Source organism: Paenarthrobacter nicotinovorans, assembly GCF_021919345.1.
Lineage (GTDB): Bacteria > Actinomycetota > Actinomycetes > Actinomycetales > Micrococcaceae > Arthrobacter > Arthrobacter nicotinovorans.
In genome coordinates this window covers 3,048,963-3,070,815 of record NZ_CP089293.1, presented here as the reverse complement: position 1 = coordinate 3,070,815, position 21,853 = coordinate 3,048,963, and the positions used below count along the sequence as shown (strand labels likewise).

The following is a 21,853-nucleotide window of genomic DNA, read 5'->3' as shown; positions in this document are numbered from 1 at the left end:
AGCCCCGTGCATCTGCGCGGGGCGTTTTTAGTTTTAGCTCTCGTGAGCGGGGACCCGGAAGACCGGCTTTATTCCCCGGAAGGAGGGTTATGACAACGCCTAGCAAGGTTTCCGCAGTTGCGGAGATCACCAACGATTTCAAGGAATCGAACGCGGCTGTCCTGACCGAATACCGCGGGCTCACTGTTGCACAGCTCAAGGAACTGCGTGTTGCGCTCGGCCAGGACACCAAGTTCTCGGTCGTCAAGAACACCCTGAGCGCCATTGCAGCCAAGGAAGCTGGAGTTGAAGCATTCAACGATCAGCTTGCCGGCCCCACTGCAATCGCCTTCATCAAGGGTGACGCTGTTGCTGCTGCCAAGAGCCTGACGGACTTTGCCAAGGCCAACAAGCAGCTGGTTATCAAGACCGGCGTCTTCGAAGGCAAGGCATTGGACGCAGCAGGAGTTGCCGCACTGGCAGCCCTGGAGTCCCGCGAACTGCAGCTTGCACGCGTTGCTGGTGTCCTCAAGGCTCCCGCATCTGCTGCTGCACGCATCATCGACGCTCTGCGCCTCAAGCTTGAAGAAGAGGGCGGCGCACCTGCACCGGCCGCTGATGAAGCCCCGGCCGAAGAGGCTGCTGCTGAAGAGGTTGCGGCTCCGGCCGAAGCCGCTGAAGCTGCAACCGAAGAGAACTAAGTTCTCCCCCCAAACAAACTCTGGTGTATGGATCGGCATCGTCCGGACCTGCACCAACTAATGGAAGGACGCCACCATGGCGAAGCTCAGCAACGAAGAGCTCATTGAAGCTTTCAAGGAACTGACCATCATCGAGCTCTCCGAGTTCGTCAAGCTCTTCGAAGAGACCTTCGAAGTTACGGCTGCTGCTGTTGCAGTTGCTGGCCCCGCTGCCGGCGGTGCTGCTGAAGCTGCTGAAGAGAAGACTGACTTCGACGTCATCCTCGAAGCTGCTGGCGACAAGAAGATCGCAGTGATCAAGGAAGTTCGCGCCATCACCTCCCTCGGCCTCAAGGAAGCCAAGGACCTGGTTGACAGCGCACCGAAGGCTGTTCTCGAAGGCGCCAACAAGGAAGCCGCAGAGAAGGCAAAGGCTCAGCTCGAAGAAGCTGGCGCAACGGTTACCCTCAAGTAACTCGTTTTGCTTTGGAAGCCCCGTCCGGTTCGCCGGGCGGGGCTTCCTGCGTTAAACAGCAACGCGGGGTCACTTATGGCCCATCCCAAGGGGATTTACCGGCCATAAGTGACCCCGCGTTGCTTTAAGAAGGTTCGCTGATGTCCGCTACGACGGCGCCCAGGGCTGAGGTCAGCGCATCGGCGTCAACAAAAGCGCTGCGTCCGTGTGCCCCGGCTCCCATGGAGATGCGCCGCCCCGTAATCGTGGCGTCGGCGTACACGGGCCATGCCGTGGTGCTGCCCAGGGGAGTGATGGTTCCGCGTTCATAGCCGGTGGCGTCCAACGCCACCTCCGCGGGTGGGAGTGACAACTTATTGACGCCCACCAGCGCGCGCAGCTTGGGCCAGGAGATCTGGCGGTCCCCGGGAATCAAAGCGAAGAGGAAGCTGCCGTCCCGGTGCTTGACCACCAGGGACTTCACAATGTCCGCCGGCCGGATCCCCAGGATGGTGGCGGCCTCTTCCAAGCTGCGCGCTGCGGGACGTTCGACGACGTCGACATCCAGTCCGCGGGCGGCGGCATCGGCAAGGAACCGCTCCGCACCCTCAGTCTCAATGCCGCCCATCAGTCGCGGTACAGCAGTAGTGCTTCGCCCTGGCCGCCTCCGCCGCACAGGGAAACCGCGGCTTTGCCGGTTCCCCGGCGCTTGAGTTCATGGGCAGCATGCAGGGCAAGCCGAGCGCCGGACGCTCCGATCGGATGGCCCAAAGCGATGGCTCCTCCGTGGATGTTGCACTTCTCCAGGGGATAGCGCAGGTCCTTGAGGGACTGCACCGCCACCGACCCGAATGCCTCGTTGATTTCAATGAAGTCGAGGTCTTCGGCCGTCCACCCGGCACGCTTCAACGCCTGGGCGATCGCATTCGACGGCTGGGAGTGCAGCGAGTTGTCAGGCCCGGCAACCTGCCCGGGCTTGCCGACAACGGCGAGGTATTCCAGCCCGTTGTCCCGGGCGAAGCGGCGACTGGTCAGCACGAGTGCGGAGGCGCCGTCGGACAGGGGAGAGGAGTTACCCGCCGTGATGGTGCCGTCCGTCGCAAAGGCGGCCCGCAGTGGGGCGAGGGTTTCCACCGTGGTGTTGGGGCGGACACCTTCGTCCGTGGTGAGGACCAGTGGATCGCCTTTTCGCTGTTTGACCTTCACGGGAGCAATTTCGAGGTCGAAGATTCCGTCCGCGATCGCAGCCGCGGCACGCTGGTGCGAAGCCGCCGCGACCTCGTCCTGGGCCTTGCGGTCTATGCCCAGGGTGACGTTCTTGGTTTCCGTGGACAGACCCATGGATTGCCCGTCGAAAGCGTCGGTGAGGCCGTCGTGGGCGGCAACATCCAATGCCTGGATGGAGCCATACGTCCAGCCCTGGCGGGAACCGGGGAGGAGGTGCGGGGCCCTTGTCATGGACTCCTGGCCGCCCGCGACCACCACGGTGGCATCGCCGCTGCGGATCATGCGCGCGGCATCAATGACTGCTGTCAGACCCGAGAGGCACACCTTGTTGATGGTCACGGCCGGGATGTTCCAGCCCACGCCGGCCGCGATTGCGCTTTGGCGGGCCGGATTCTGTCCGGCACCGGCCTGGAGGACCTGGCCCATGATGACGGCGTCAACCTGTTCGGGCTTTACGCCGCTCGCCGCCAGTGCGGCGCCGATGGCGTGCGCGCCGAGTTCGACGGCGGTGAAGCCCGCCAATTGTCCGTTGAGGCGACCCTGCGGGGTGCGGGAAGCGGCGAGGATGACAACGTCATTGTCGTCAGCGGAGTTGCTCATGGTCTCTCTTCCGGTCCGGGAATGGTGTAGCAAGGCTATCGCGGTGTTTGTGACTAACCGTTAAACGATCCTGCCCGCCCGCGCATTCCGGGTGGCCGGAACTTCCTTCATTGGGTGCCTGCGGCAACGGTGCTTGCAATCACGGACGATCTGGGGTAGACAGGAAGGCTGCTTTGCCGTATTGTAGATATTTGCGTCTTCCCTGTTAACCTTCAGCCTTCATATAGCGGTGGGCTTTACCTCTCAGCTGCGTCATTGACGTGCCGTTCCGAAACGTGCACAACCATGCGCAGACTGGGTCCGGGTCATATAGCGGAACCGGATTAAGTATCCTGCGGAGCACTCTGCAGAATGCAAACGGGGGAGATCTGAAAACGCCTGAAGGTCTGTGGAAGGATCCCTCTTGGTCGCCTCGAGCACCTCTAATAACGAAACCGCTAACACGGCAAGCACCGATGGTGCCACCCGTCGCCTCTCATTCGCAAAGATTCACGAACCCCTTGATGTTCCGAATCTTCTCGCCCTGCAGACGGACAGCTTTGACTGGCTCGTCGGAAACGAACGCTGGCAGGCGCGGGTAGCGAAGGCTGTCGAGGAGGGCGACCTCAGCGTCGCCACCACCTCCGGACTTGCCGACATCTTCGAAGAGATCTCCCCTATCGAGGACTTCCAGGGCACCATGTCCCTGAGCTTCTCCGAGCCGGAGTTCGCTGACCCGAAGTACACCATGGCCGAATGCAAAGACCGTGACGCCACCTACTCGGCCCCGCTGTATGTCAAGGCCGAGTTCATGAACAACAACACGGGCGAAATCAAGCAGCAGACCGTGTTCATGGGCGACTTCCCCCTCATGACTGAGAAGGGAACGTTCGTCGTCAACGGCACCGAGCGTGTCGTTGTCTCCCAGTTGGTCCGTTCGCCGGGCGCCTACTTCGAGCGCACTGCAGACAAGACCAGTGACAAGGACATCTTCACTGCGAAGATCATCCCGTCCCGCGGTGCCTGGTTCGAACTCGAAATCGACAAGCGCGACCAGGTGGGCGTACGCCTTGACCGCAAGCGCAAGCAGTCGGTCACGGTTCTCCTGAAGGCCCTCGGCTGGACCGAAGGCCAGATCCTGGAAGAGTTCGGCCAGTACGACTCCATGCGCGCAACGCTGGAGAAGGACGCCACCGAGACCCGCGAAGACGCGCTTCTGGACATCTACCGCAAGCTGCGTCCGGGCGAGCCGCCCACAGTCGAGGCTGCCCAGTCCCTGCTGGACAACCTGTACTTCAACGCCAAGCGCTACGATCTTGCCAAGGTTGGCCGTTACAAGATCAACCGCAAGCTCGGCATCGACCGCTCCCTTGGTGACAAGGAAGCTTCGGTCCTGCACGTTGAAGACATCGTTGCCATGATCAAGTTCCTCGTTGCGCTCCACGCCGGCGAGAAGACCATCATGGGCAAGCGCGACGGCGAAGACCACGAGCTCCGCGTCGACATCGATGACATCGACCACTTCGGCAACCGTCGCATCCGCGCCGTCGGCGAACTGATCGAGAACCAGGTCCGCACCGGTCTTTCCCGTATGGAACGCGTCGTCCGCGAACGCATGACCACGCAGGACGTCGAAGCCATAACGCCGCAGACGCTGATCAACATCCGTCCCGTTGTGGCAGCCATCAAGGAGTTCTTCGGAACCTCCCAGCTGTCGCAGTTCATGGACCAGAACAACCCGCTCTCGGGTCTGACCCACAAGCGCCGCCTGTCGGCACTTGGCCCGGGTGGTCTGTCCCGTGACCGCGCAGGCATGGAAGTCCGTGACGTTCACCCGTCCCACTACGGACGTATGTGCCCCATCGAAACTCCTGAAGGCCCGAACATTGGTCTGATCGGTTCGTTGGCTTCCTACGGCCGCATCAACCCGTTCGGCTTCATCGAGACCCCTTACCGCTTGGTTTCCAACGGTGTTGTCTCGGACGAGGTCCAGTACCTCACGGCCGATGACGAAGCCGAGGTCCTGATCGCACAGGCCAACGCTCCGCTGGATGCCGACAAGAAGTTCTCCGAAGAGACCGTTCTTGTCCGTGCCCGTGGTGGTGGAGGCGAGCCCGTCCTGGTTCCCGCTGCAGACGTTCAGTTCATGGACGTTTCCCCGCGCCAGATGGTGTCCGTGGCAACGGCATTGATCCCGTTCCTCGAGCATGACGACGCCAACCGTGCACTCATGGGTGCCAACATGCAGCGCCAGGCTGTGCCGCTGGTCCGTTCCGAGGCTCCTTTTGTGGGCACCGGCATGGAACGTGCAGCAGCCGTCGACGCCGGTGACGTTGTCATTGCGAAGAAGGCCGGTGTGGTCACCGAGGTTTCCGCTGAACTCGTTGTCATGATCAACGACGACGGCACCGAGACCAACTACCGCATCAACAAGTTCGCCCGTTCCAACCAGGGCAACTGCTACAACCACCGTGTCCTGGTCAACGAAGGCCAGCGCCTGGAGGTTGGCGGCATCATCGCTGACGGTCCCGCAACGGACCAGGGTGAGCTTGCCCTCGGTAAGAACCTGCTCGTGGCATTCATGTCATGGGAAGGCCACAACTTCGAGGACGCCATCATCCTGTCCCAGCGCATTGTTGCTGAGGACGTCCTTTCCTCCATCCACATCGAGGAGCACGAAATCGATGCCCGCGACACCAAGCTTGGTGCCGAGGAAATCACCCGTGACATCCCGAACGTGTCCGAGGAAGTCCTGGCAGGCCTGGACGAGCGCGGCATCATCCACATCGGTGCCGAGGTTGAAGCAGGCGACATCCTGGTAGGCAAGGTCACCCCCAAGGGTGAAACCGAGCTGACCCCGGAAGAGCGGCTCCTCCGCGCCATCTTCGGTGAGAAGTCCCGCGAAGTCCGCGATACCTCGCTGAAGGTTCCCCACGGCGAGTCCGGTACGGTCATCGGCGTTCGCGTCTTCGACCGCGACAACGACGACGAGCTGCCCCCGGGCGTGAACCAGCTGGTCCGCGTCTACGTTGCAGCCAAGCGCAAGATCACCGACGGCGACAAGCTCGCCGGCCGTCACGGCAACAAGGGTGTTATCTCCAAGATCCTCCCGATCGAGGACATGCCCTTCCTTGCAGACGGTACCCCGGTGGACATCGTCCTGAACCCGCTTGGTGTTCCGGGACGAATGAACGTTGGCCAGGTCCTGGAAACCCACCTCGGTTGGGTTGCCAAGACCGGTTGGAAGATCGAAGGCGAGCCGGAGTGGGTCAAGAACCTCCCGAACCTGCCCCGTGAAACCGGCCAGACCACCGTTGCCACCCCGGTGTTCGATGGCGCCCGCGAAGAAGAAATCACGGGCCTGCTTGACTCCACCAACGTGACCCGCGATGGCGACCGTCTGATCGACTCCTCCGGCAAGACCCGTCTGTTCGACGGCCGCTCCGGCGAGCCGTTCCCGGACCCGATCTCCGTCGGTTACATGTACATCCTGAAGCTCCACCACCTGGTGGACGACAAGATCCACGCGCGCTCCACCGGCCCGTACTCCATGATCACGCAGCAGCCGCTGGGTGGTAAGGCTCAGTTCGGTGGCCAGCGCTTCGGTGAAATGGAAGTGTGGGCGCTCGAAGCTTACGGTGCCGCCTACACGCTTCAGGAACTCCTCACGATCAAGTCGGATGACATCCATGGTCGTGTGAAGGTCTACGAAGCCATCGTCAAGGGCGAGAACATCCCTGAGCCTGGCGTTCCCGAGTCCTTCAAGGTCTTGATCAAGGAAATGCAGTCGTTGTGCCTGAACGTGGAAGTTCTTTCCACCGACGGAACCACGATCGAAATGCGTGACTCTGATGACGCAGTCTTCACGGCTGCGGAAGAACTGGGCATCGATCTGTCTCGCGCAGAGCCCAGTTCCGTAGAAGAGGTCTAGCAGCCGTTCCGGCGGGCACCACTTTGTGGCTGCCCGCCGGGACAGCTCCCTCTTCCCGTAACCAAGACTTCAGAATTTAGAGAACAAGAGAGAACAGGGACCATATGTCCAGCGAATCCTCCTTCGGCCTCATGCAGATCGGCCTCGCCACCGCGGAAGACATCCGTGGCTGGTCTTACGGTGAGGTCAAGAAGCCGGAAACCATCAACTACCGCACGCTCAAGCCTGAGAAGGACGGCCTCTTCTGCGAGAAGATCTTCGGCCCGTCCCGCGACTGGGAATGCTACTGCGGCAAGTACAAGCGCGTGCGCTTCAAGGGCATCATTTGCGAGCGTTGTGGCGTTGAAGTCACCCGCGCCAAGGTGCGTCGTGAGCGCATGGGCCACATCGAACTGGCCGCGCCTGTAACCCACATCTGGTACTTCAAGGGCGTTCCCTCGCGCTTGGGCTACCTCTTGGACCTGGCACCGAAGGACCTTGAGAAGGTCATCTACTTCGCTGCCTACATGATCACCAGCGTTGACACCGAAAGCCGTCACGCCGAACTGCCGAACCTCCAGGTTGAGCACGACCTCGAGAAGAAGCAGATGATCGACAACCGCGACAGCGACATCGCCACGATCGCCCGCGACCTTGAAGACGAGCTTGCCCGTCTCGAAGGCGAGGGCGCCAAGGCTGCCGACAAGAAGAAGGCCCGCGACTCCGCCGACCGCCAGATGGCGAACGTCCGTAAGCGTGCCGACGCCGACATCGAGCGCCTTGAGCAGGTCTGGGACCGCTTCAAGAACCTCAAGGTCGCCGACCTTGAAGGCGACGAGGGCCTGTACCGCGAACTGCGCGACCGTTACGGTCTGTACTTCGAGGGCTCCATGGGCGCCGAGGCAATCAAGAAGCGCCTCGAAACCTTTGACATGCAGGCTGAGGCCGAGTCCCTGCGCGACACCATCCAGAACGGCAAGGGCCAGCGCAAGACGCGTGCCCTGAAGCGCCTGAAGGTTGTCAACGCATTCCTGACCACCAACAACAGCCCCCTGGGCATGGTTCTGGACGCCGTCCCGGTGATCCCGCCGGAACTGCGCCCGATGGTCCAGCTGGATGGTGGCCGCTTCGCGACCTCCGACCTCAACGACCTCTACCGTCGTGTGATCAACCGCAACAACCGCCTCAAGCGACTGCTTGACCTGGGTGCTCCGGAGATCATCGTCAACAACGAGAAGCGCATGCTTCAGGAAGCTGTTGACAGCCTCTTCGACAACGGCCGTCGTGGCCGCCCCGTCACGGGTCCGGGCAACCGTCCCCTGAAGTCCCTGAGCGACATGCTCAAGGGCAAGCAGGGCCGCTTCCGCCAGAACCTGCTCGGCAAGCGCGTCGACTACTCCGGCCGTTCGGTCATCGTTGTCGGTCCGCAGCTGAAGCTGCACCAGTGTGGTCTGCCCAAGCAGATGGCCCTGGAGCTCTTCAAGCCGTTCGTGATGAAGCGCCTGGTTGACCTCAACCACGCCCAGAACATCAAGTCGGCGAAGCGCATGGTTGAGCGTTACCGTCCGCAGGTCTGGGACGTGCTGGAAGAGATCATCACCGAACACCCGGTGCTGCTCAACCGTGCACCTACCCTGCACCGCCTCGGCATCCAGGCCTTCGAACCGCAGCTTGTGGAAGGCAAGGCAATCCAGCTTCACCCGCTGGTTTGTGGCGCCTTCAACGCTGACTTCGACGGCGACCAGATGGCAGTCCACCTGCCGCTGAGCCCGGAAGCCCAGGCCGAAGCACGCATCCTGATGCTGTCCTCGAACAACATCCTGAAGCCGTCCGATGGCCGCCCGGTGACTCTGCCTTCGCAGGATATGATCATCGGTCTTTACCACCTGACCACCAAGCGTGTCGGTTCTGCCGGCGAAGGCCGTATCTTCTCCTCGGTTTCGGAAGCAATCATGGCGTACGACGCCCGTGAGCTGCACCTGAACTCCCAGGTCAAGATCCGCCTGGACGACTTCGTGCCGTACGCAGGTTGGGAAGCTCCGGAAGGTTGGGAGCCCGGTCAGCCGGCTCTCGTCGAAACCTCCCTCGGCCAGGTCATCTTCAACCAGACGCTGCCTGAGGATTACCCCTGGGTTGAGGCTGTTGCCGACAAGGGCGAACTGTCCCGGATCGTCAACGACCTTGCAGAGCGCTACCCGAAGGTTGTTACGGCGGCAACGCTGGATAACCTGAAGGATGCCGGTTTCTACTGGGCCACCCGTTCGGGTGTCACTGTGGCAATCTCCGACATCGAGGTGCCGACTTCCAAGCCCGCCATCCTGGCTGGTTACGAGAACATGGCTGCCAAGATCCAGGGCCAGTACGACAAGGGCCTGATCGACGACGACGAGCGTCGCCAGGAACTGATCGAGATCTGGAACAAGGCAACCAACGAGATCGCCCAGGCGATGCGCGACAGCCTTTCCCCGATGAACACCATCAACCGCATGGTGTCCTCCGGTGCACGTGGTAACTGGATGCAGGTCCGCCAGATCGCGGGTATCCGTGGTCTTGTGGCCAACCCGAAGGGTGAGATCATTCCTCGCCCGATCAAGTCCTCCTACCGTGAGGGCCTGTCGGTTCTGGAATACTTCATCGCCACGCACGGTGCCCGTAAGGGTCTGGCCGATACCGCTCTGCGTACCGCCAACTCGGGTTACCTGACCCGTCGTCTGGTGGACGTTTCGCAGGACGTCATCGTCCGTGAAGAGGACTGTGGCACTGAGCGCGGTCTGGTCACCCCGATCGCCGTGCCGGATTCCAACGGTGAGCTCGTCCTGGACGAGAACGTCGAGAACAGCGCCTACGCACGTACGCTGGCTGTCGACGTCGTCGATGCCCAGGGCAACGTCCTGGCTGCCGGCGGCACCGACTGCGGCGACGTCGTCATCGACCAGCTGCTGGCTGCAGGCATCACCGAGGTCAAGGTCCGCTCCGTACTCACCTGTGAGTCCAAGGTCGGCACCTGCGCGCTCTGCTACGGCCGTTCGTTGGCCACCGGCAAGACCGTTGACATCGGCGAGGCTGTTGGCATCATCGCCGCGCAGTCCATCGGTGAGCCCGGTACCCAGCTGACCATGCGTACGTTCCACACCGGTGGTGCTGTTTCCGCCGGTGGTGGCGACGACATCACCCAGGGTCTGCCCCGTATCCAGGAGCTCTTCGAAGCCCGTACTCCGAAGGGTGTCGCACCGATTGCTGAAGCAGCCGGCCGCATCACCATCGAAGAGTCCGAGCGCCAGATGCGCCTGGTCATCACTCCGGACGATGGTTCCGAAGAGATCGCCTACCCGGTGCTGCGCCGTTCCCGCCTCCTCATCGAGGATGGCGAGCACGTCAGCGTCGGCCAGAAACTGATCAACGGTCCGGTGGACCCGAAGCAGGTTCTGCGCATCATGGGCCCGCGTGCCGCACAGAAGTTCCTCGTGGACGAAGTGCAGGGCGTTTACCGCAGCCAGGGTATTGGTATCCACGACAAGCACGTCGAGGTTATCGTCCGCCAGATGCTGCGCCGCGTGACCGTCATCGAGTCCGGCGACTCCGACTTGCTCCCCGGTGAGCTTGCAGAGCGCGCCCGCTTCGAAGACGAGAACCGCCGCGTCGTGTCCGAGGGCAAGTCCCCGGCTTCGGGTCGTCCGGAACTCATGGGTATCACCAAGGCTTCCTTGGCTACCGAGTCCTGGCTGTCGGCAGCTTCCTTCCAGGAGACCACCCGCGTCCTGACGCAGGCGGCCATGGAAGGCAAGAGCGATCCTCTGCTCGGCCTGAAGGAAAACGTCATCATCGGTAAGCTCATCCCGGCTGGTACGGGTCTGCCCCGCTACACAGAGGTCACTGTGGAGCCGACGGAAGAAGCAAAGGCAAGCCTGTTCACGGGCCCCAGCGCTTTCACCGACTTCTCCTATGACGCCCTGGGTGGCGACGGCGCTCCCGAGTTCCACGCCATCCCGCTGGATGACTACGATCTCGGCAACGACTTCCGCTAGAAGTGGCAGTCGGCGTTATGACGGTCAGGCCCCGCACTTTCGAGTGCGGGGCCTGGCCCGTTAACGTCGCTTTTCCCCGGGTACCCGGGGGAGCGGGGCGACGACGGCGGCAGTCACCTGCCGCCGTCGCCCTCCATACACCCGATTAAGGCTCCAGATCAAGCCGTGCTAGACTTTCTGTAATTGTTCTGTGTGGCAGTGGATGAAGGCCGCCGCAGCATCATTTTGGTTTTGTTCTCATGGTGCTGGGTGGAGCCTGTTTCCGGGTTGCGGGCAACATGCGCAACGAATGCCGCACTTTTGCACGCCTACCGGAGTTTCGGCCGGCTGCACGAGCAACGCCAAAGTTCCCACGTTTACACCGGCTGGCGCCTGTGTGTGGGGGCAGAGATCAAACAACGGAGAACACGAAAGTGCCTACGATTAACCAGCTGGTCCGCAAGGGCCGCACGCCGAAGGTCTCCAAGACCAAGGCTCCCGCGCTGAAGGGCAGCCCGATGCGTCGCGGTGTTTGCACCCGCGTTTACACCACCACCCCCAAGAAGCCGAACTCGGCTCTCCGTAAGGTGGCACGTGTGCGCCTCAACGGTGGCGTGGAAGTTACCGCTTACATCCCCGGTGTTGGCCACAACCTCCAGGAGCACTCCATCGTGCTCGTCCGTGGTGGTCGTGTGAAGGACCTTCCGGGTGTCCGCTACAAGATCGTCCGCGGCGCACTCGACACCCAGGGTGTCAAGAACCGCAAGCAGGCCCGCAGCCGTTACGGCGCAAAGATGGAGAAGAAGTAATATGCCTCGCAAGGGTCCGGCCCCGAAGCGGCCGCTAGTTTCCGATCCCGTTTACGGCTCCCCGTTGGTCACTCAGCTGATCAACAAGGTTCTGGTTGACGGCAAGAAGTCCACCGCAGAGCGCATCGTTTACGGCGCACTCGAAGGTGCACGTGCCAAGTCCGGCGGCGACCCCGTTGCCGCTCTCAAGAAGGCCATGGACAACGTCAAGCCTTCCCTCGAGGTGCGTTCACGCCGCGTTGGTGGCGCCACCTACCAGGTTCCGGTTGAGGTCAAGCCGGGCCGCTCCACCGCCCTCGCTCTGCGTTGGCTCGTGGGCTACTCCAAGGCCCGCCGGGAGAAGACCATGACCGAGCGCCTCCAGAACGAAATCCTGGATGCCTCCAACGGTCTCGGTGCCGCTGTCAAGCGTCGCGAAGACACCCACAAGATGGCCGAGTCGAACAAGGCCTTCGCACACTACCGCTGGTAAAACTTCCCGAACGCCGCCGGCTCCACCGAGCCGGCGGCGGACGTGTAGTCCATCCGAAAGGGAGACCCCGTGGCACAGGACGTGCTTACCGACCTTAACAAGGTCCGCAATATCGGCATCATGGCCCACATCGATGCCGGCAAGACCACCACTACCGAGCGCATCCTGTTCTACACGGGTGTGAACCACAAGATCGGCGAGACGCACGACGGCGCCTCGACGACTGACTGGATGGAACAGGAAAAGGAACGCGGCATCACCATCACGTCTGCCGCCGTGACTTGCTTCTGGAACCAGAACCAGATCAACATCATCGATACCCCGGGCCACGTGGACTTCACGGTCGAGGTTGAGCGCTCCCTGCGTGTCCTCGACGGCGCAGTCGCAGTGTTCGACGGCAAGGAAGGCGTGGAGCCGCAGTCCGAGACTGTTTGGCGCCAGGCTGACAAGTACAACGTTCCGCGTATCTGCTTCGTCAACAAGATGGACAAGCTGGGTGCCGACTTCTACTTCACCGTAGACACCATCATTTCCCGCCTTGGTGCCAAGCCGCTGGTCATGCAGCTGCCGATCGGTGCCGAGAACGACTTCATCGGTGTGGTTGACCTCCTCGAAATGCGCGCCCTGGTTTGGCCTGGCGACGCAAAGGGTGACGTCACCATGGGCGCTTCTTACGAAGTGCAGGAAATCCCGGCGGACCTCCAGGCCAAGGCCGAAGAGTACCGCGCACAGCTCGTTGAGACTGTGGCCGAGGCTTCCGAAGAACTCATGGAGAAGTACCTCGAAGGTGAAGAACTCACCCTTGAGGAACTCAAGGCCGGCATCCGCAAGATGACCATCAACTCCGAGCTCTACCCCGTGTTCTGTGGCTCTGCCTTCAAGAACCGCGGTGTACAGCCGATGCTTGACGCTGTTGTCGACTACCTGCCGAACCCGCTCGACGTCCCGCCGATGATCGGTCACGATCCCCGCGACGAAGAGAAGGAACTGACCCGCAAGCCGTCTGCAGACGAGCCGTTCTCGGCCCTCGCCTTCAAGATTGCTGCGCACCCGTTCTTCGGCCAGCTGACCTTCGTCCGCGTGTACTCCGGTCACGTTGAGGCCGGCGCCCAGGTGGTTAACTCCACCAAGGGTAAGAAGGAACGTATCGGCAAGCTGTTCCAGATGCACGCCAACAAGGAAATGCCTGTTGAAGGCGCTACCGCGGGCCACATCTACGCAGCCATCGGTCTGAAGGACACCACCACGGGTGACACCCTGTGTGATGCCAACAACCAGATCGTCCTCGAGTCCATGAGCTTCCCGGAGCCCGTGATCTCGGTTGCCATCGAGCCCAACACCAAGGGTGACCAGGAGAAGCTCTCCACGGCCATCCAGAAGCTCTCCGCCGAGGACCCGACCTTCCAGGTCTCCCTCAACGAAGACACGGGCCAGACCATCATCGCCGGCATGGGCGAGCTCCACCTGGACATCCTGGTGGACCGCATGCGCCGCGAATTCAAGGTCGAGGCAAACGTCGGCAAGCCGCAGGTTGCTTACCGCGAAACCATCAAGCGCGCAGTCGAGCGTCATGACTACACGCACAAGAAGCAGACCGGTGGTTCGGGTCAGTTCGCAAAGATCCAGATTGCGATCGAACCGATGGACACCTCTTCGGGCGAACTGTACGAGTTCGAGAACAAGGTCACTGGTGGCCGCGTTCCGCGCGAATACATCCCGTCTGTCGACGCCGGTATCCAGGATGCACTGAACGACGGCGTCCTGGCCGGTTACCCGGTTGTCGGCATCAAGGCCACGCTGATTGACGGCGCGTCCCACGATGTTGACTCCTCGGAAATGGCGTTCAAGATCGCCGGACGTATGGCTTTCAAGGAAGCTGCACGCAAGGCGAACCCTGTTCTGCTTGAACCGCTGATGGATGTTGAGGTCCGCACACCTGAGGAATACATGGGTGATGTTATTGGTGACCTGAACGCCCGCCGTGGCCAGATGCAGTCCATGGAGGACGCAGCAGGTGTGAAGGTTATCCGTGCACACGTTCCGCTGTCCGGCATGTTCGGCTACATCGGTGACCTGCGGTCCAAGACCCAGGGTCGCGCCGTGTACTCCATGACGTTCAACAGCTACGCGGAGGTCCCGAAGGCAGTAGCCGACGAGATCATCCAGAAAACCCGCGGCGAGTAATCTCCCGGTAACGGATGCAATTCCGGTATCGGGAAGGCATCTAAGCGCTTGAGGCGGGGCTGTGGCGAGAGCCGCAGCCCGGCCCCTGCGCAAACAGGCTCTAGGAACTATCATTGGTTCCTGAATCTGCAATTTCACCAAAACCAAGCCCCCAAGTAGACTTGCTAAAGTTTCTGCCGCGAAAAGCGCGGCCGAGGAGCACTTCACTTGAAATCGTTCTAGGAGGAACCTGTGGCAAAGGCAAAGTTCGAGCGGACTAAGCCGCACGTCAACATCGGCACCATTGGTCACGTTGACCACGGTAAGACGACGCTGACTGCCGCCATTTCCAAGGTGCTGTACGACCAGTACCCGGATCTCAACGAGCAGCGCGACTTCGCGTCGATCGACTCCGCTCCGGAAGAGCGCCAGCGCGGTATTACCATCAACATCTCCCACGTGGAGTACCAGACCGAGAAGCGCCACTACGCACACGTAGACGCCCCCGGTCACGCTGACTACATCAAGAACATGATCACCGGTGCTGCCCAGATGGACGGCGCAATCCTCGTGGTTGCTGCAACCGATGGTCCGATGGCTCAGACCCGTGAGCACGTTCTGCTCGCCCGCCAGGTTGGTGTTCCCTACCTGCTGGTCGCACTGAACAAGTCCGACATGGTTGATGACGAAGAACTCCTCGACCTCGTCGAAATGGAAGTTCGTGAGCTCCTGAGCTCGCAGGGCTTCGATGGCGATGAGGCTCCGGTTGTTCGCGTTTCCGGTCTCAAGGCTCTGGAAGGCGACCCGGTTTGGGTCAAGTCCGTCCAGGACCTGATGGCAGCTGTCGACGAGTCCGTTCCGGACCCCGTACGTGACCGCGACAAGCCGTTCCTGATGCCGATCGAAGACGTCTTCACGATCACCGGTCGTGGAACCGTTGTTACGGGCCGCGCCGAGCGTGGAACCCTCGCGATCAACTCCGAGGTCGAGATCGTTGGCATCCGCCCGATCCAGAAGACCACGGTTACCGGTATCGAGATGTTCCACAAGCAGCTCGACGAAGCATGGGCCGGCGAGAACTGTGGCCTCCTGCTCCGCGGTCTCAAGCGCGACGATGTCGAGCGTGGCCAGGTTGTCGTCAAGCCGGGTTCCATCACCCCGCACACCGACTTCGAGGCAAACGTCTACATCCTTTCCAAGGACGAAGGCGGACGTCACAACCCGTTCTACTCCAACTACCGCCCGCAGTTCTACTTCCGTACCACGGACGTAACCGGCGTTATCACCCTGCCGGAAGGCACGGAAATGGTTATGCCTGGCGACAACACTGAGATGACCGTTGCGCTCATCCAGCCGATCGCTATGGAAGAGGGCCTCGGCTTCGCTATCCGCGAAGGCGGCCGCACCGTTGGTTCGGGACGTGTCACCAAGATCATCAAGTAGTCACTGCTTGTAGATCGGTGATCTCCCGGCCCAGCCGGTAGTTTGCTCGGAAGAACCCCACCGCTTCTGTGGTGGGGTTCTTCTTTGCTATTATTTATCTATCGAATGGATAAAACACTGGTTGACGCCCTATGCCAGTGATACCGAGGAGTCGCAATGAACGCCCTGCTGATCGTGATGCTTCTTGCCATAGCCGGGGTGGTCGGCAATGCATTGGGCCGGAGCCAAGGGCGCCGGGCGGCGCTTCGCGACGGCACCCGCCCCGGGATGCCGAGTGCCCAGTACCAGGCGGGCTACCTGGCCGGACATATGGCAGGTTGGCGTGACGCCGAGGCCAAGCGCCAAGGGAGCAGTGCACATCCACCGGCACAGCCTGCGCCTGCCGCTGTCCTGCCCACGAGCCAGGGGACTATTGCACCCCAGCGCGTCCCTGTGCCGTTCCCACCCGGGCGGCCTTCATATGCAGGGCCAGCGCCCGTACATCAGCGGCCGGCCCAGACGGCAGGAGCCCCGGTGCAGGGGCCGCCACCGGTGCAGGGACCACCGCCGGTGCGGGAGTCGCCCGCAGAGGTGGCGGCGAGGAAAGCCCGCCGCGACCAACAGAACATCAACATCACCCTCTATGTCGCCAGCCTCCTGTTGGTGGCCGCGGGGGCCCTGTTTGTAGGAACCAGCCTTCCGGAACTGTTCCGTTTCGCGGGGATCTGGTTCATCACGGCGTTGTTCTACGTCTCGGGATTGGTTATCCATGCGAAGATCCCGCGACTGCGGCCGGCGGCCACGGCCTTCGTAGGGACCGGACTCGCCCTCATTCCCGTTACCGGCCTTGCCATGTACAACTTCGTTCTGCACAACGGCCCCGCTGCCTGGCTGGCCACCTCCTTGCTGGGGACCGTGGTCTATGCGTATACGGCCGTCAAGCTGGACAACAAGATCCTGGCCTACTTGTCGATCAGTTTCGTTGTCTCCACCGCATGGTCGGGAGTCTCCATCCTTGGCGGTGCGCTGGTGTGGTATTTTACTGCGCTCATCGGTGTTGCCATCGTCCTGACATTGGGTGCGTTGCTTCGTCCACGTTGGATTCCTCCGCTATATGTGCGCCCCCTGATGGTGCTGCACCCCTATGTTGTTCCGCTGGTGGCCTTGGCAGTAACCTGCACGCCGCACCTTTTGTCCCACGGTGAGTATGCCCTGGTGATGCTGATGTGTGGTTGCTACTTCACAGTGATGGTCCTGGTGCCCCGAGCCCGGTACAGGCTTCAACACTTCTATGCGGCCAGGGCCGCGCTGACCCTGTCCCTCCTGGGTCTGGTTTGGGATGCCACAGCCGACGTCAGCGCAGTGCTGCTGGCGGCGGTGCTCTGCCTCGGCGTCCAGTCACTGGGGGTTGCGTTCGGTGGCGCCATGCTGGCTCCCCGCCTGCGATGGAATGACGCGGTGTCGTGCTGGGGCCTGCAACTGGCGGCCGCTGCCGTACTGACGGCGGCTCTGGGCTTCGGCAACTTCGATCTCCCCGTCCAGATGCCCCTGTACGTGAGCATGCTGACCTCCATGGTGTTGGGTTGGAGGCTTGCCAGGGGTCCGGTGCCCGCCGCCGTTGTCCTTTTTGCGCCAGCTGCCGTCGCGGGGACCGGCCTCGTCTTCGCAGTCCTGTTGGGGGCACTGCCGGTTGCCGTGCTCTTGGCAGCGGCTGGTTCCTACTGGCTTCTGACCGCTTTGCTTCGACCAGCAGCCAACCGTCAGCACTTGGTCCTGGCTGGCCGGATAGCACTGACTGCGGCCGTCCCCAGCACTGTGGCAGCCATCTTTGAGCACAGCCAGGAAAGGGCTGCCTACACCCTGCTGGCGCTTATTGCTGCGGCGGCCGTTCAGGAACTTGGCAGTGCAATAATGTGGCGGCGCGGTGTCCGGCTTGTGGCACCGCAGGCGACTGCAGCTGTGTTCGGGGGCGTCGCGATGGCCACGCTCCTGCTGCTGCCCTTCGTTGACCACGCCGCGGGGCGTCCGAGTGTTTCGGTGGCGGTTCTTTTGGTCCTGGCCGCGGGGCTGGCCTCCGGAATGCTGCTTTTGCCCTCGGGAAAGGGCGTCGGAACCGGCCGGGAGACGTGGACGCCAACCGTCGGGGAGGTGCTGGCCCCCGTCACTGCCATCGTTGCCGGTGCCGTAGCCGCCGCTGCTGTATCACTCACATTGGCGAACTTGGTGCTCCTGGTAACAACCGCATACTTCGGCGTTACCGCGCTGCGGGTCCGGTCGGCAAACCCTCGCCAAGGGTACTGGTGGCTTGCACGCGCTGCCGGAACCTTGCTGATGGCCTCTGCCTATGTGGACGCGCTGCGTGGTGGGTGGAACGTGCAGATCGCGGGGGAGACCCCTGGCGTTCCGCTTGTCGTAGCAGTTGCTGCAGCATTGCAGTTGGCATTCCCCCTGACAGGCCGGTTCCAGCAAAGGTTCCCGCGGGCTTCCGTGGTGGACGCAGCGGTGACTGTCGCGGTCATGGCGGGAGCCACCACCGCATTGTCGTTTGCTGTGGCAGCGGGAGGGTGGTTGCCCAGGGACAGTTGGCAAGCAGGGGTGGCAGCCGTCGCCACCGCTTTCGCTGCGGCGGCGTGCACCGTGGCCCTGCGTGGTCGCGCTGGCGCCTGGATTTTTGCTCCGGCAGCGTTGGCACTGCTTTTGCCGCTTCGGCTCGGGCACGTCCGCGACGTCGAGATCCTCCTGGGCGTCTTTGCCGGCTGCAGCGCCGTCATGATGGGCCTGGCCCGGGATTCCCGCATACGTGGCGCCTATCTGCTGGGGCTTCGGATTCTCGGGGCGTCCCTCATCACCGTAGTGGTGGCGGACGCTACGGACTCGTCGGCTGCTGTGACCATCGTGCTGGCCCTGCTTCTGCTGCTCCAGCACCTTGTGACCTGGTATCTGCGTCACCGCCACGTTGATGTTGCCTTCCAACAACCGACGACGTGGGCCGCCTTGGGTGCGCAACTGTTGCTTCCTTTGGCCTACTTGGCGTCCGGGAATTACGACGGCGGTGGCCGGTGGGTGGTTATGGCCTGCTTGGTCATCGTCCCGGCAGCGGTGGCTATCGCCTGGCGGTTCCTTGGGCTCCGTGGAGCCCAATACCTGGGTGCCGCCGCTGTCGGGGTCCTGGTACTGGTTTCGGGGCCGGCGCTTCGATTCCCTTCTTATACGTGGCTGGCCCAGAAGCTCTTGAATGGGTCGCAGGTGCCCGTGGCCTTGTTCGGACTCGCTGCTTGCCTGGTTGTCTTCCGGATTGCCTTCCCGCCGCGGATCCAAAAGCCTGGTTCGACGACCCTGATCGCGGCGGAGCGCTGGTTCTGGTTGGCGTCGTCGCTGGCCTTCGTTCTCGTCGGCGGCGTGCTGACCTTGCGCATTGACTACGCCCTGACCGGGTTGTCGGTGCTGACACTGGCCGGCGTCCTGTTCGCTGCTTCCCACGTGGAACGCCTGCCTCGTCTCTACGCTGCGGCCGCACCAGCGGCCCTGTTCGGTGCGGTACCCGCCGTCGAGGGCTTGCTCCGCAACCTGCCGTCGGACGTGTGGTCCCACTACGCCGTCTGGCTCCTGGGCGCCGGAGGTACGGCAGCCGGCTTGTACGCGGCGAAGGTCTTTGGCCCGCCTTCGATTCGCCGTCAGCTATGGCGCCAGAGATCCCTGGCCGGCACCGCGGTCGCCGGCCTGGCGACCGCGGCGGTGGCGGGTATGATCCACGACGAGACAGCCTTGGTAGCGTTCGTGGTGGTGTTGGCTGCGGGCGCAGTGGTGGTGGCTGAAGTTCCCCGAGGGAAATGGCTGGCCGGAGAAGTTGCCGGGGTGATAGCCGTGGCTGCCCTGCAGCGGGCTTTGCTGTTCGTTGGTGGTGCCAGCCCCGACTGGTTCTGGACTGCCCAGTGGTACGTCGTGGCAGCTGCTGTTTTGGCAGGACTGCGCTACATCAGGGGACAGCGCGGGGAAGGCCTGCTGCGCCTGTGCATCGGAGCCGGGATCCTGTCCCTGACATCCGCGGGCACCATCTTCGGTGGAAGCTCCGGGCAGCAACTCTATGTACTTGTGGCACACGTGGTGCTGCTCGCCGTGGGACTTGTCGTAGCCGAGCGCCTGCTGGTGGCTTGGGGGGCCATCGGCGTGGTGCTGAGCATCATGTGGGCGCTTCGCACCTATGCCTTCGCAATGCTGGCCCTGGTAGCCGTGGGCCTCATTGTGCTTGCGGTGTGGCGCTTGAACCGTAAGCCGCCCGCTGGTCCCCAAGGCCCGGCCGCCGACGATGGTTCGGATGACACGGCGTCCTCGCGGGGCTATGGTGGCGTCCGATAGGGTTGGATTCTACGAAGAGGAGCACGGTGTGGAATTCCTGATTTTCCTGGCAGTGATAGCGGCCATCGGCGGTGGGGTGCTGTGGGGGCGCAAGAACTTCCGGCAAGAGATCGAGCGTGCCAAGCGCATCCGGCGCGCCAACAAGAACCAGTAGCTTCGGGCGGTGACGCCGGCTGCCTGACCAGCGCCCGCGGTCAAACCCGATAGCGATTTAACCGTTCGCGATTTAACCCGGCTGCGCTACTCGTTGCGGCTGCGCGCGCGAGCCAGCGCCCTGAGCCAGTAGAACGATTCCTTCGGGGTCCGTTCCAGGGTTTCAAAGTCCACGTGGACCAGGCCGAACCTCTGCGAGTAGCCCGCTGCCCACTCGAAGTTGTCCAGGAGCGTCCACACGTAATAACCGCGCAGATCCACGCCTTCCGCAGCGCCGCCGGGACCCGTCGCGGTGACGGCGTGGCCCAGATGCTCAGCCAGATACGCGATGCGGTTGGTGTCCGGGACAGGACCGTCGACATGGGCGGGCTCCGGAAAACTCGCGCCGCCCTCCGTGATGAAAATTGGTGGCAGGGCCTCCCCGTACCGCTGCTTCATCTCCTTGAGAACCGTGGCGAGTTGTTCCGGGGCCTCGGGCCAGCCGAAGCCGGTGGTCTCGTACTCTTGGTAGGCGGCAAGGTGGAAAGGGATGTTGGCCATCTCTTCTGCCTGCCCGGTAGGGATCTCGGCAGGCCCCCGCCCGGAAGCCACCTTGATGGGGTAGTAGTAGTTCAAGCCGTAGAAATCCAAGGGCTGGTTAATTGTCTCGAGGTCACCGTCGAGCACGGGACCCAGTGAGCGGAACCAAGGCCACAGGGGAAGCGAAGGCTTGGGGTATTGGCCAAGAAGGACCGCGTCGGCGTAAATGCGGTTCAGTATCAGGTCCAGGGCCTCAGCCATCAGACGGTCCGAGAGCCGGTTGCTGGCCGGCCGCACGGGGGAGTGCATATTGGACAGGCCGATCTTGCCCTTAGCCCCCTCTGCCCTGAGTGCTTTGACTGCCAGGCCATGGCCCAGCAGCTGATGATGGGCTGCAGGCAGGCTGTCGAACAGGAGCTGGCGGCCCGGGGCGTGCGCACCCAATGCGTAACCCTGCAGGGTAACGGAAACGGGCTCGTTCACTGTGACCCAGTGGTCCACCCGGTCGCCGAACCGGCGCGCGGCCACAGCGGCATACTCGGCGAGCCTCTGGGCAGTGTCCCTGTTCATCCAGCCGCCCTCATGCTCAAGGGCCAACGGGGTATCCCAGTGGTACAGGGTGACCATGGGTGAAATGCCGGCGGCCAGGAGCTTGTCCAACAAGCGGTCGTAGAAGTCCAGGCCGCGCTGGTTGACCGCGCCCCGACCGTCGGGTTGGATCCTCGGCCATGACAATGACAAACGGTAGGAATCGACGCCCAGCTCCTGCATCAGGGCTATGTCTTCATCCGCGCGGTTGTAATGGTCGCACGCCACGGTGGGGGAGCCGCCGTCGACGATTGCTCCTGGCTTTTCCGCGAAAGCGTCCCATCCGGACGGGCCGCGTCCATCAGCCGTGAGGGAACCCTCAATCTGGAAGGCGGCCGCCGCTACCCCCAACGTGAAACCTGGCCGCAGGCGTGCAGCGAGATCTTCCACTGAGCCTGAATCCTGGACGGACATGCCACCATCATCCCCAGTTGGCGGGGGCCGGGCAATGCCCAATGCGGGCCGATTGGCCTTTGCTCCGGATTTCCGCCATACTGGATGAGTTGTTCAAGCGCTTCTTCGTGTCCCGATCCGGATA

At 62.4% G+C, this 21,853-nt stretch carries 13 protein-coding genes; 10 read left to right on the top strand and 3 right to left on the bottom strand.

What is annotated here, in order from left to right:
• The first annotated feature begins 89 nt into the window (after nt 1-89).
• Nucleotides 90-680 carry a 50S ribosomal protein L10 gene (rplJ, locus tag JMY29_RS14270; protein WP_018776696.1) on the top strand — a complete coding sequence of 197 codons (591 nt, stop codon included), beginning with the start codon at nt 90-92 and terminating at the stop codon, nt 678-680.
• A gap of 76 nt (nt 681-756) precedes the next feature.
• Nucleotides 757-1,134 (top strand): 50S ribosomal protein L7/L12, encoded by a 378-nt coding sequence (rplL, locus tag JMY29_RS14265; protein WP_018776695.1) that lies wholly within the window; start codon nt 757-759, stop codon nt 1,132-1,134.
• Nucleotides 1,135-1,258: 124 nt separating this feature from the next.
• Here rplL and JMY29_RS14260 read toward each other — a convergent pair whose 3' ends face one another.
• Nucleotides 1,259-1,741 carry an aminoacyl-tRNA deacylase gene (locus JMY29_RS14260; protein ID WP_018776694.1) on the bottom strand — a complete coding sequence of 161 codons (483 nt, stop codon included), beginning with the start codon at nt 1,739-1,741 and terminating at the stop codon, nt 1,259-1,261.
• The gene (locus JMY29_RS14255) at nt 1,741-2,940 is read right to left on the bottom strand and encodes an acetyl-CoA C-acetyltransferase (RefSeq protein ID WP_189075257.1); all 1,200 of its coding nucleotides are present in this window, start codon (nt 2,938-2,940) and stop codon (nt 1,741-1,743) included. Before JMY29_RS14255 ends, JMY29_RS14260 begins: the two co-directional genes overlap by 1 nt.
• Before the next feature lie 403 nt (nt 2,941-3,343).
• On the opposite strand from JMY29_RS14255, the gene rpoB reads away from it, so the two are divergent.
• The 8 genes from rpoB (at nt 3,344) to JMY29_RS20890 (ending at nt 20,209) form a co-directional block, all read left to right on the top strand.
• Nucleotides 3,344-6,850, top strand: a complete 3,507-nt coding sequence (gene rpoB, locus JMY29_RS14250; RefSeq protein WP_026267008.1) for a DNA-directed RNA polymerase subunit beta — start codon at nt 3,344-3,346, stop codon at nt 6,848-6,850.
• A 104-nt stretch (nt 6,851-6,954) separates the two neighbouring features.
• Nucleotides 6,955-10,854, top strand: a complete 3,900-nt coding sequence (locus tag JMY29_RS14245; protein ID WP_018776691.1) for a DNA-directed RNA polymerase subunit beta' — start codon at nt 6,955-6,957, stop codon at nt 10,852-10,854.
• Nucleotides 10,855-11,267: 413 nt separating this feature from the next.
• A complete protein-coding gene (gene rpsL, locus JMY29_RS14240) occupies nt 11,268-11,642 on the top strand; it encodes a 30S ribosomal protein S12 (protein WP_009358312.1) in 375 nt (124 codons plus the stop codon).
• 1 nt (nt 11,643) lies between these two features.
• Nucleotides 11,644-12,114, top strand: coding sequence for a 30S ribosomal protein S7 (gene rpsG, locus JMY29_RS14235; RefSeq protein WP_003803829.1), 471 nt, complete (start codon nt 11,644-11,646; stop codon nt 12,112-12,114).
• 69 nt (nt 12,115-12,183) lie between these two features.
• A complete protein-coding gene (fusA, locus tag JMY29_RS14230; protein WP_018776690.1) occupies nt 12,184-14,298 on the top strand; it encodes an elongation factor G in 2,115 nt (704 codons plus the stop codon).
• Nucleotides 14,299-14,529: 231 nt separating this feature from the next.
• Nucleotides 14,530-15,720: an elongation factor Tu gene (tuf, locus tag JMY29_RS14225; protein WP_018776689.1), complete on the top strand. Its 1,191-nt coding sequence runs from the start codon at nt 14,530-14,532 to the stop codon at nt 15,718-15,720.
• A gap of 156 nt (nt 15,721-15,876) precedes the next feature.
• Nucleotides 15,877-20,055, top strand: coding sequence for a hypothetical protein (locus tag JMY29_RS14220; RefSeq protein WP_229778558.1), 4,179 nt, complete (start codon nt 15,877-15,879; stop codon nt 20,053-20,055).
• Nucleotides 20,056-20,083: 28 nt separating this feature from the next.
• Nucleotides 20,084-20,209: a hypothetical protein gene (locus JMY29_RS20890; protein WP_255520211.1), complete on the top strand. Its 126-nt coding sequence runs from the start codon at nt 20,084-20,086 to the stop codon at nt 20,207-20,209.
• 86 nt (nt 20,210-20,295) lie between these two features.
• On the opposite strand, the gene JMY29_RS14215 is transcribed toward JMY29_RS20890, so the two are convergent.
• Nucleotides 20,296-21,729 carry a GH1 family beta-glucosidase gene (locus JMY29_RS14215; RefSeq protein ID WP_055971667.1) on the bottom strand — a complete coding sequence of 478 codons (1,434 nt, stop codon included), beginning with the start codon at nt 21,727-21,729 and terminating at the stop codon, nt 20,296-20,298.
• Nucleotides 21,730-21,853 lie beyond the last annotated feature (124 nt).

Bases quoted from the DNA above. Each gene is read 5' to 3' on its own strand.
- rplJ (WP_018776696.1), top strand. From the start codon at position 90: ATGACAACGCCTAGCAAGGTTTCCGCAGTTGCGGAGATCACCAACGAT.
- rplL (WP_018776695.1), top strand. From the start codon at position 757: ATGGCGAAGCTCAGCAACGAAGAGCTCATTGAAGCTTTCAAGGAACTG.
- JMY29_RS14260 (WP_018776694.1), bottom strand. From the start codon at position 1,741: ATGGGCGGCATTGAGACTGAGGGTGCGGAGCGGTTCCTTGCCGATGCC.
- JMY29_RS14255 (WP_189075257.1), bottom strand. From the start codon at position 2,940: ATGAGCAACTCCGCTGACGACAATGACGTTGTCATCCTCGCCGCTTCC.
- JMY29_RS14245 (WP_018776691.1), top strand. From the start codon at position 6,955: ATGTCCAGCGAATCCTCCTTCGGCCTCATGCAGATCGGCCTCGCCACC.
- rpsG (WP_003803829.1), top strand. From the start codon at position 11,644: ATGCCTCGCAAGGGTCCGGCCCCGAAGCGGCCGCTAGTTTCCGATCCC.
- JMY29_RS14220 (WP_229778558.1), top strand. From the start codon at position 15,877: ATGAACGCCCTGCTGATCGTGATGCTTCTTGCCATAGCCGGGGTGGTC.
- JMY29_RS14215 (WP_055971667.1), bottom strand. From the start codon at position 21,729: ATGTCCGTCCAGGATTCAGGCTCAGTGGAAGATCTCGCTGCACGCCTG.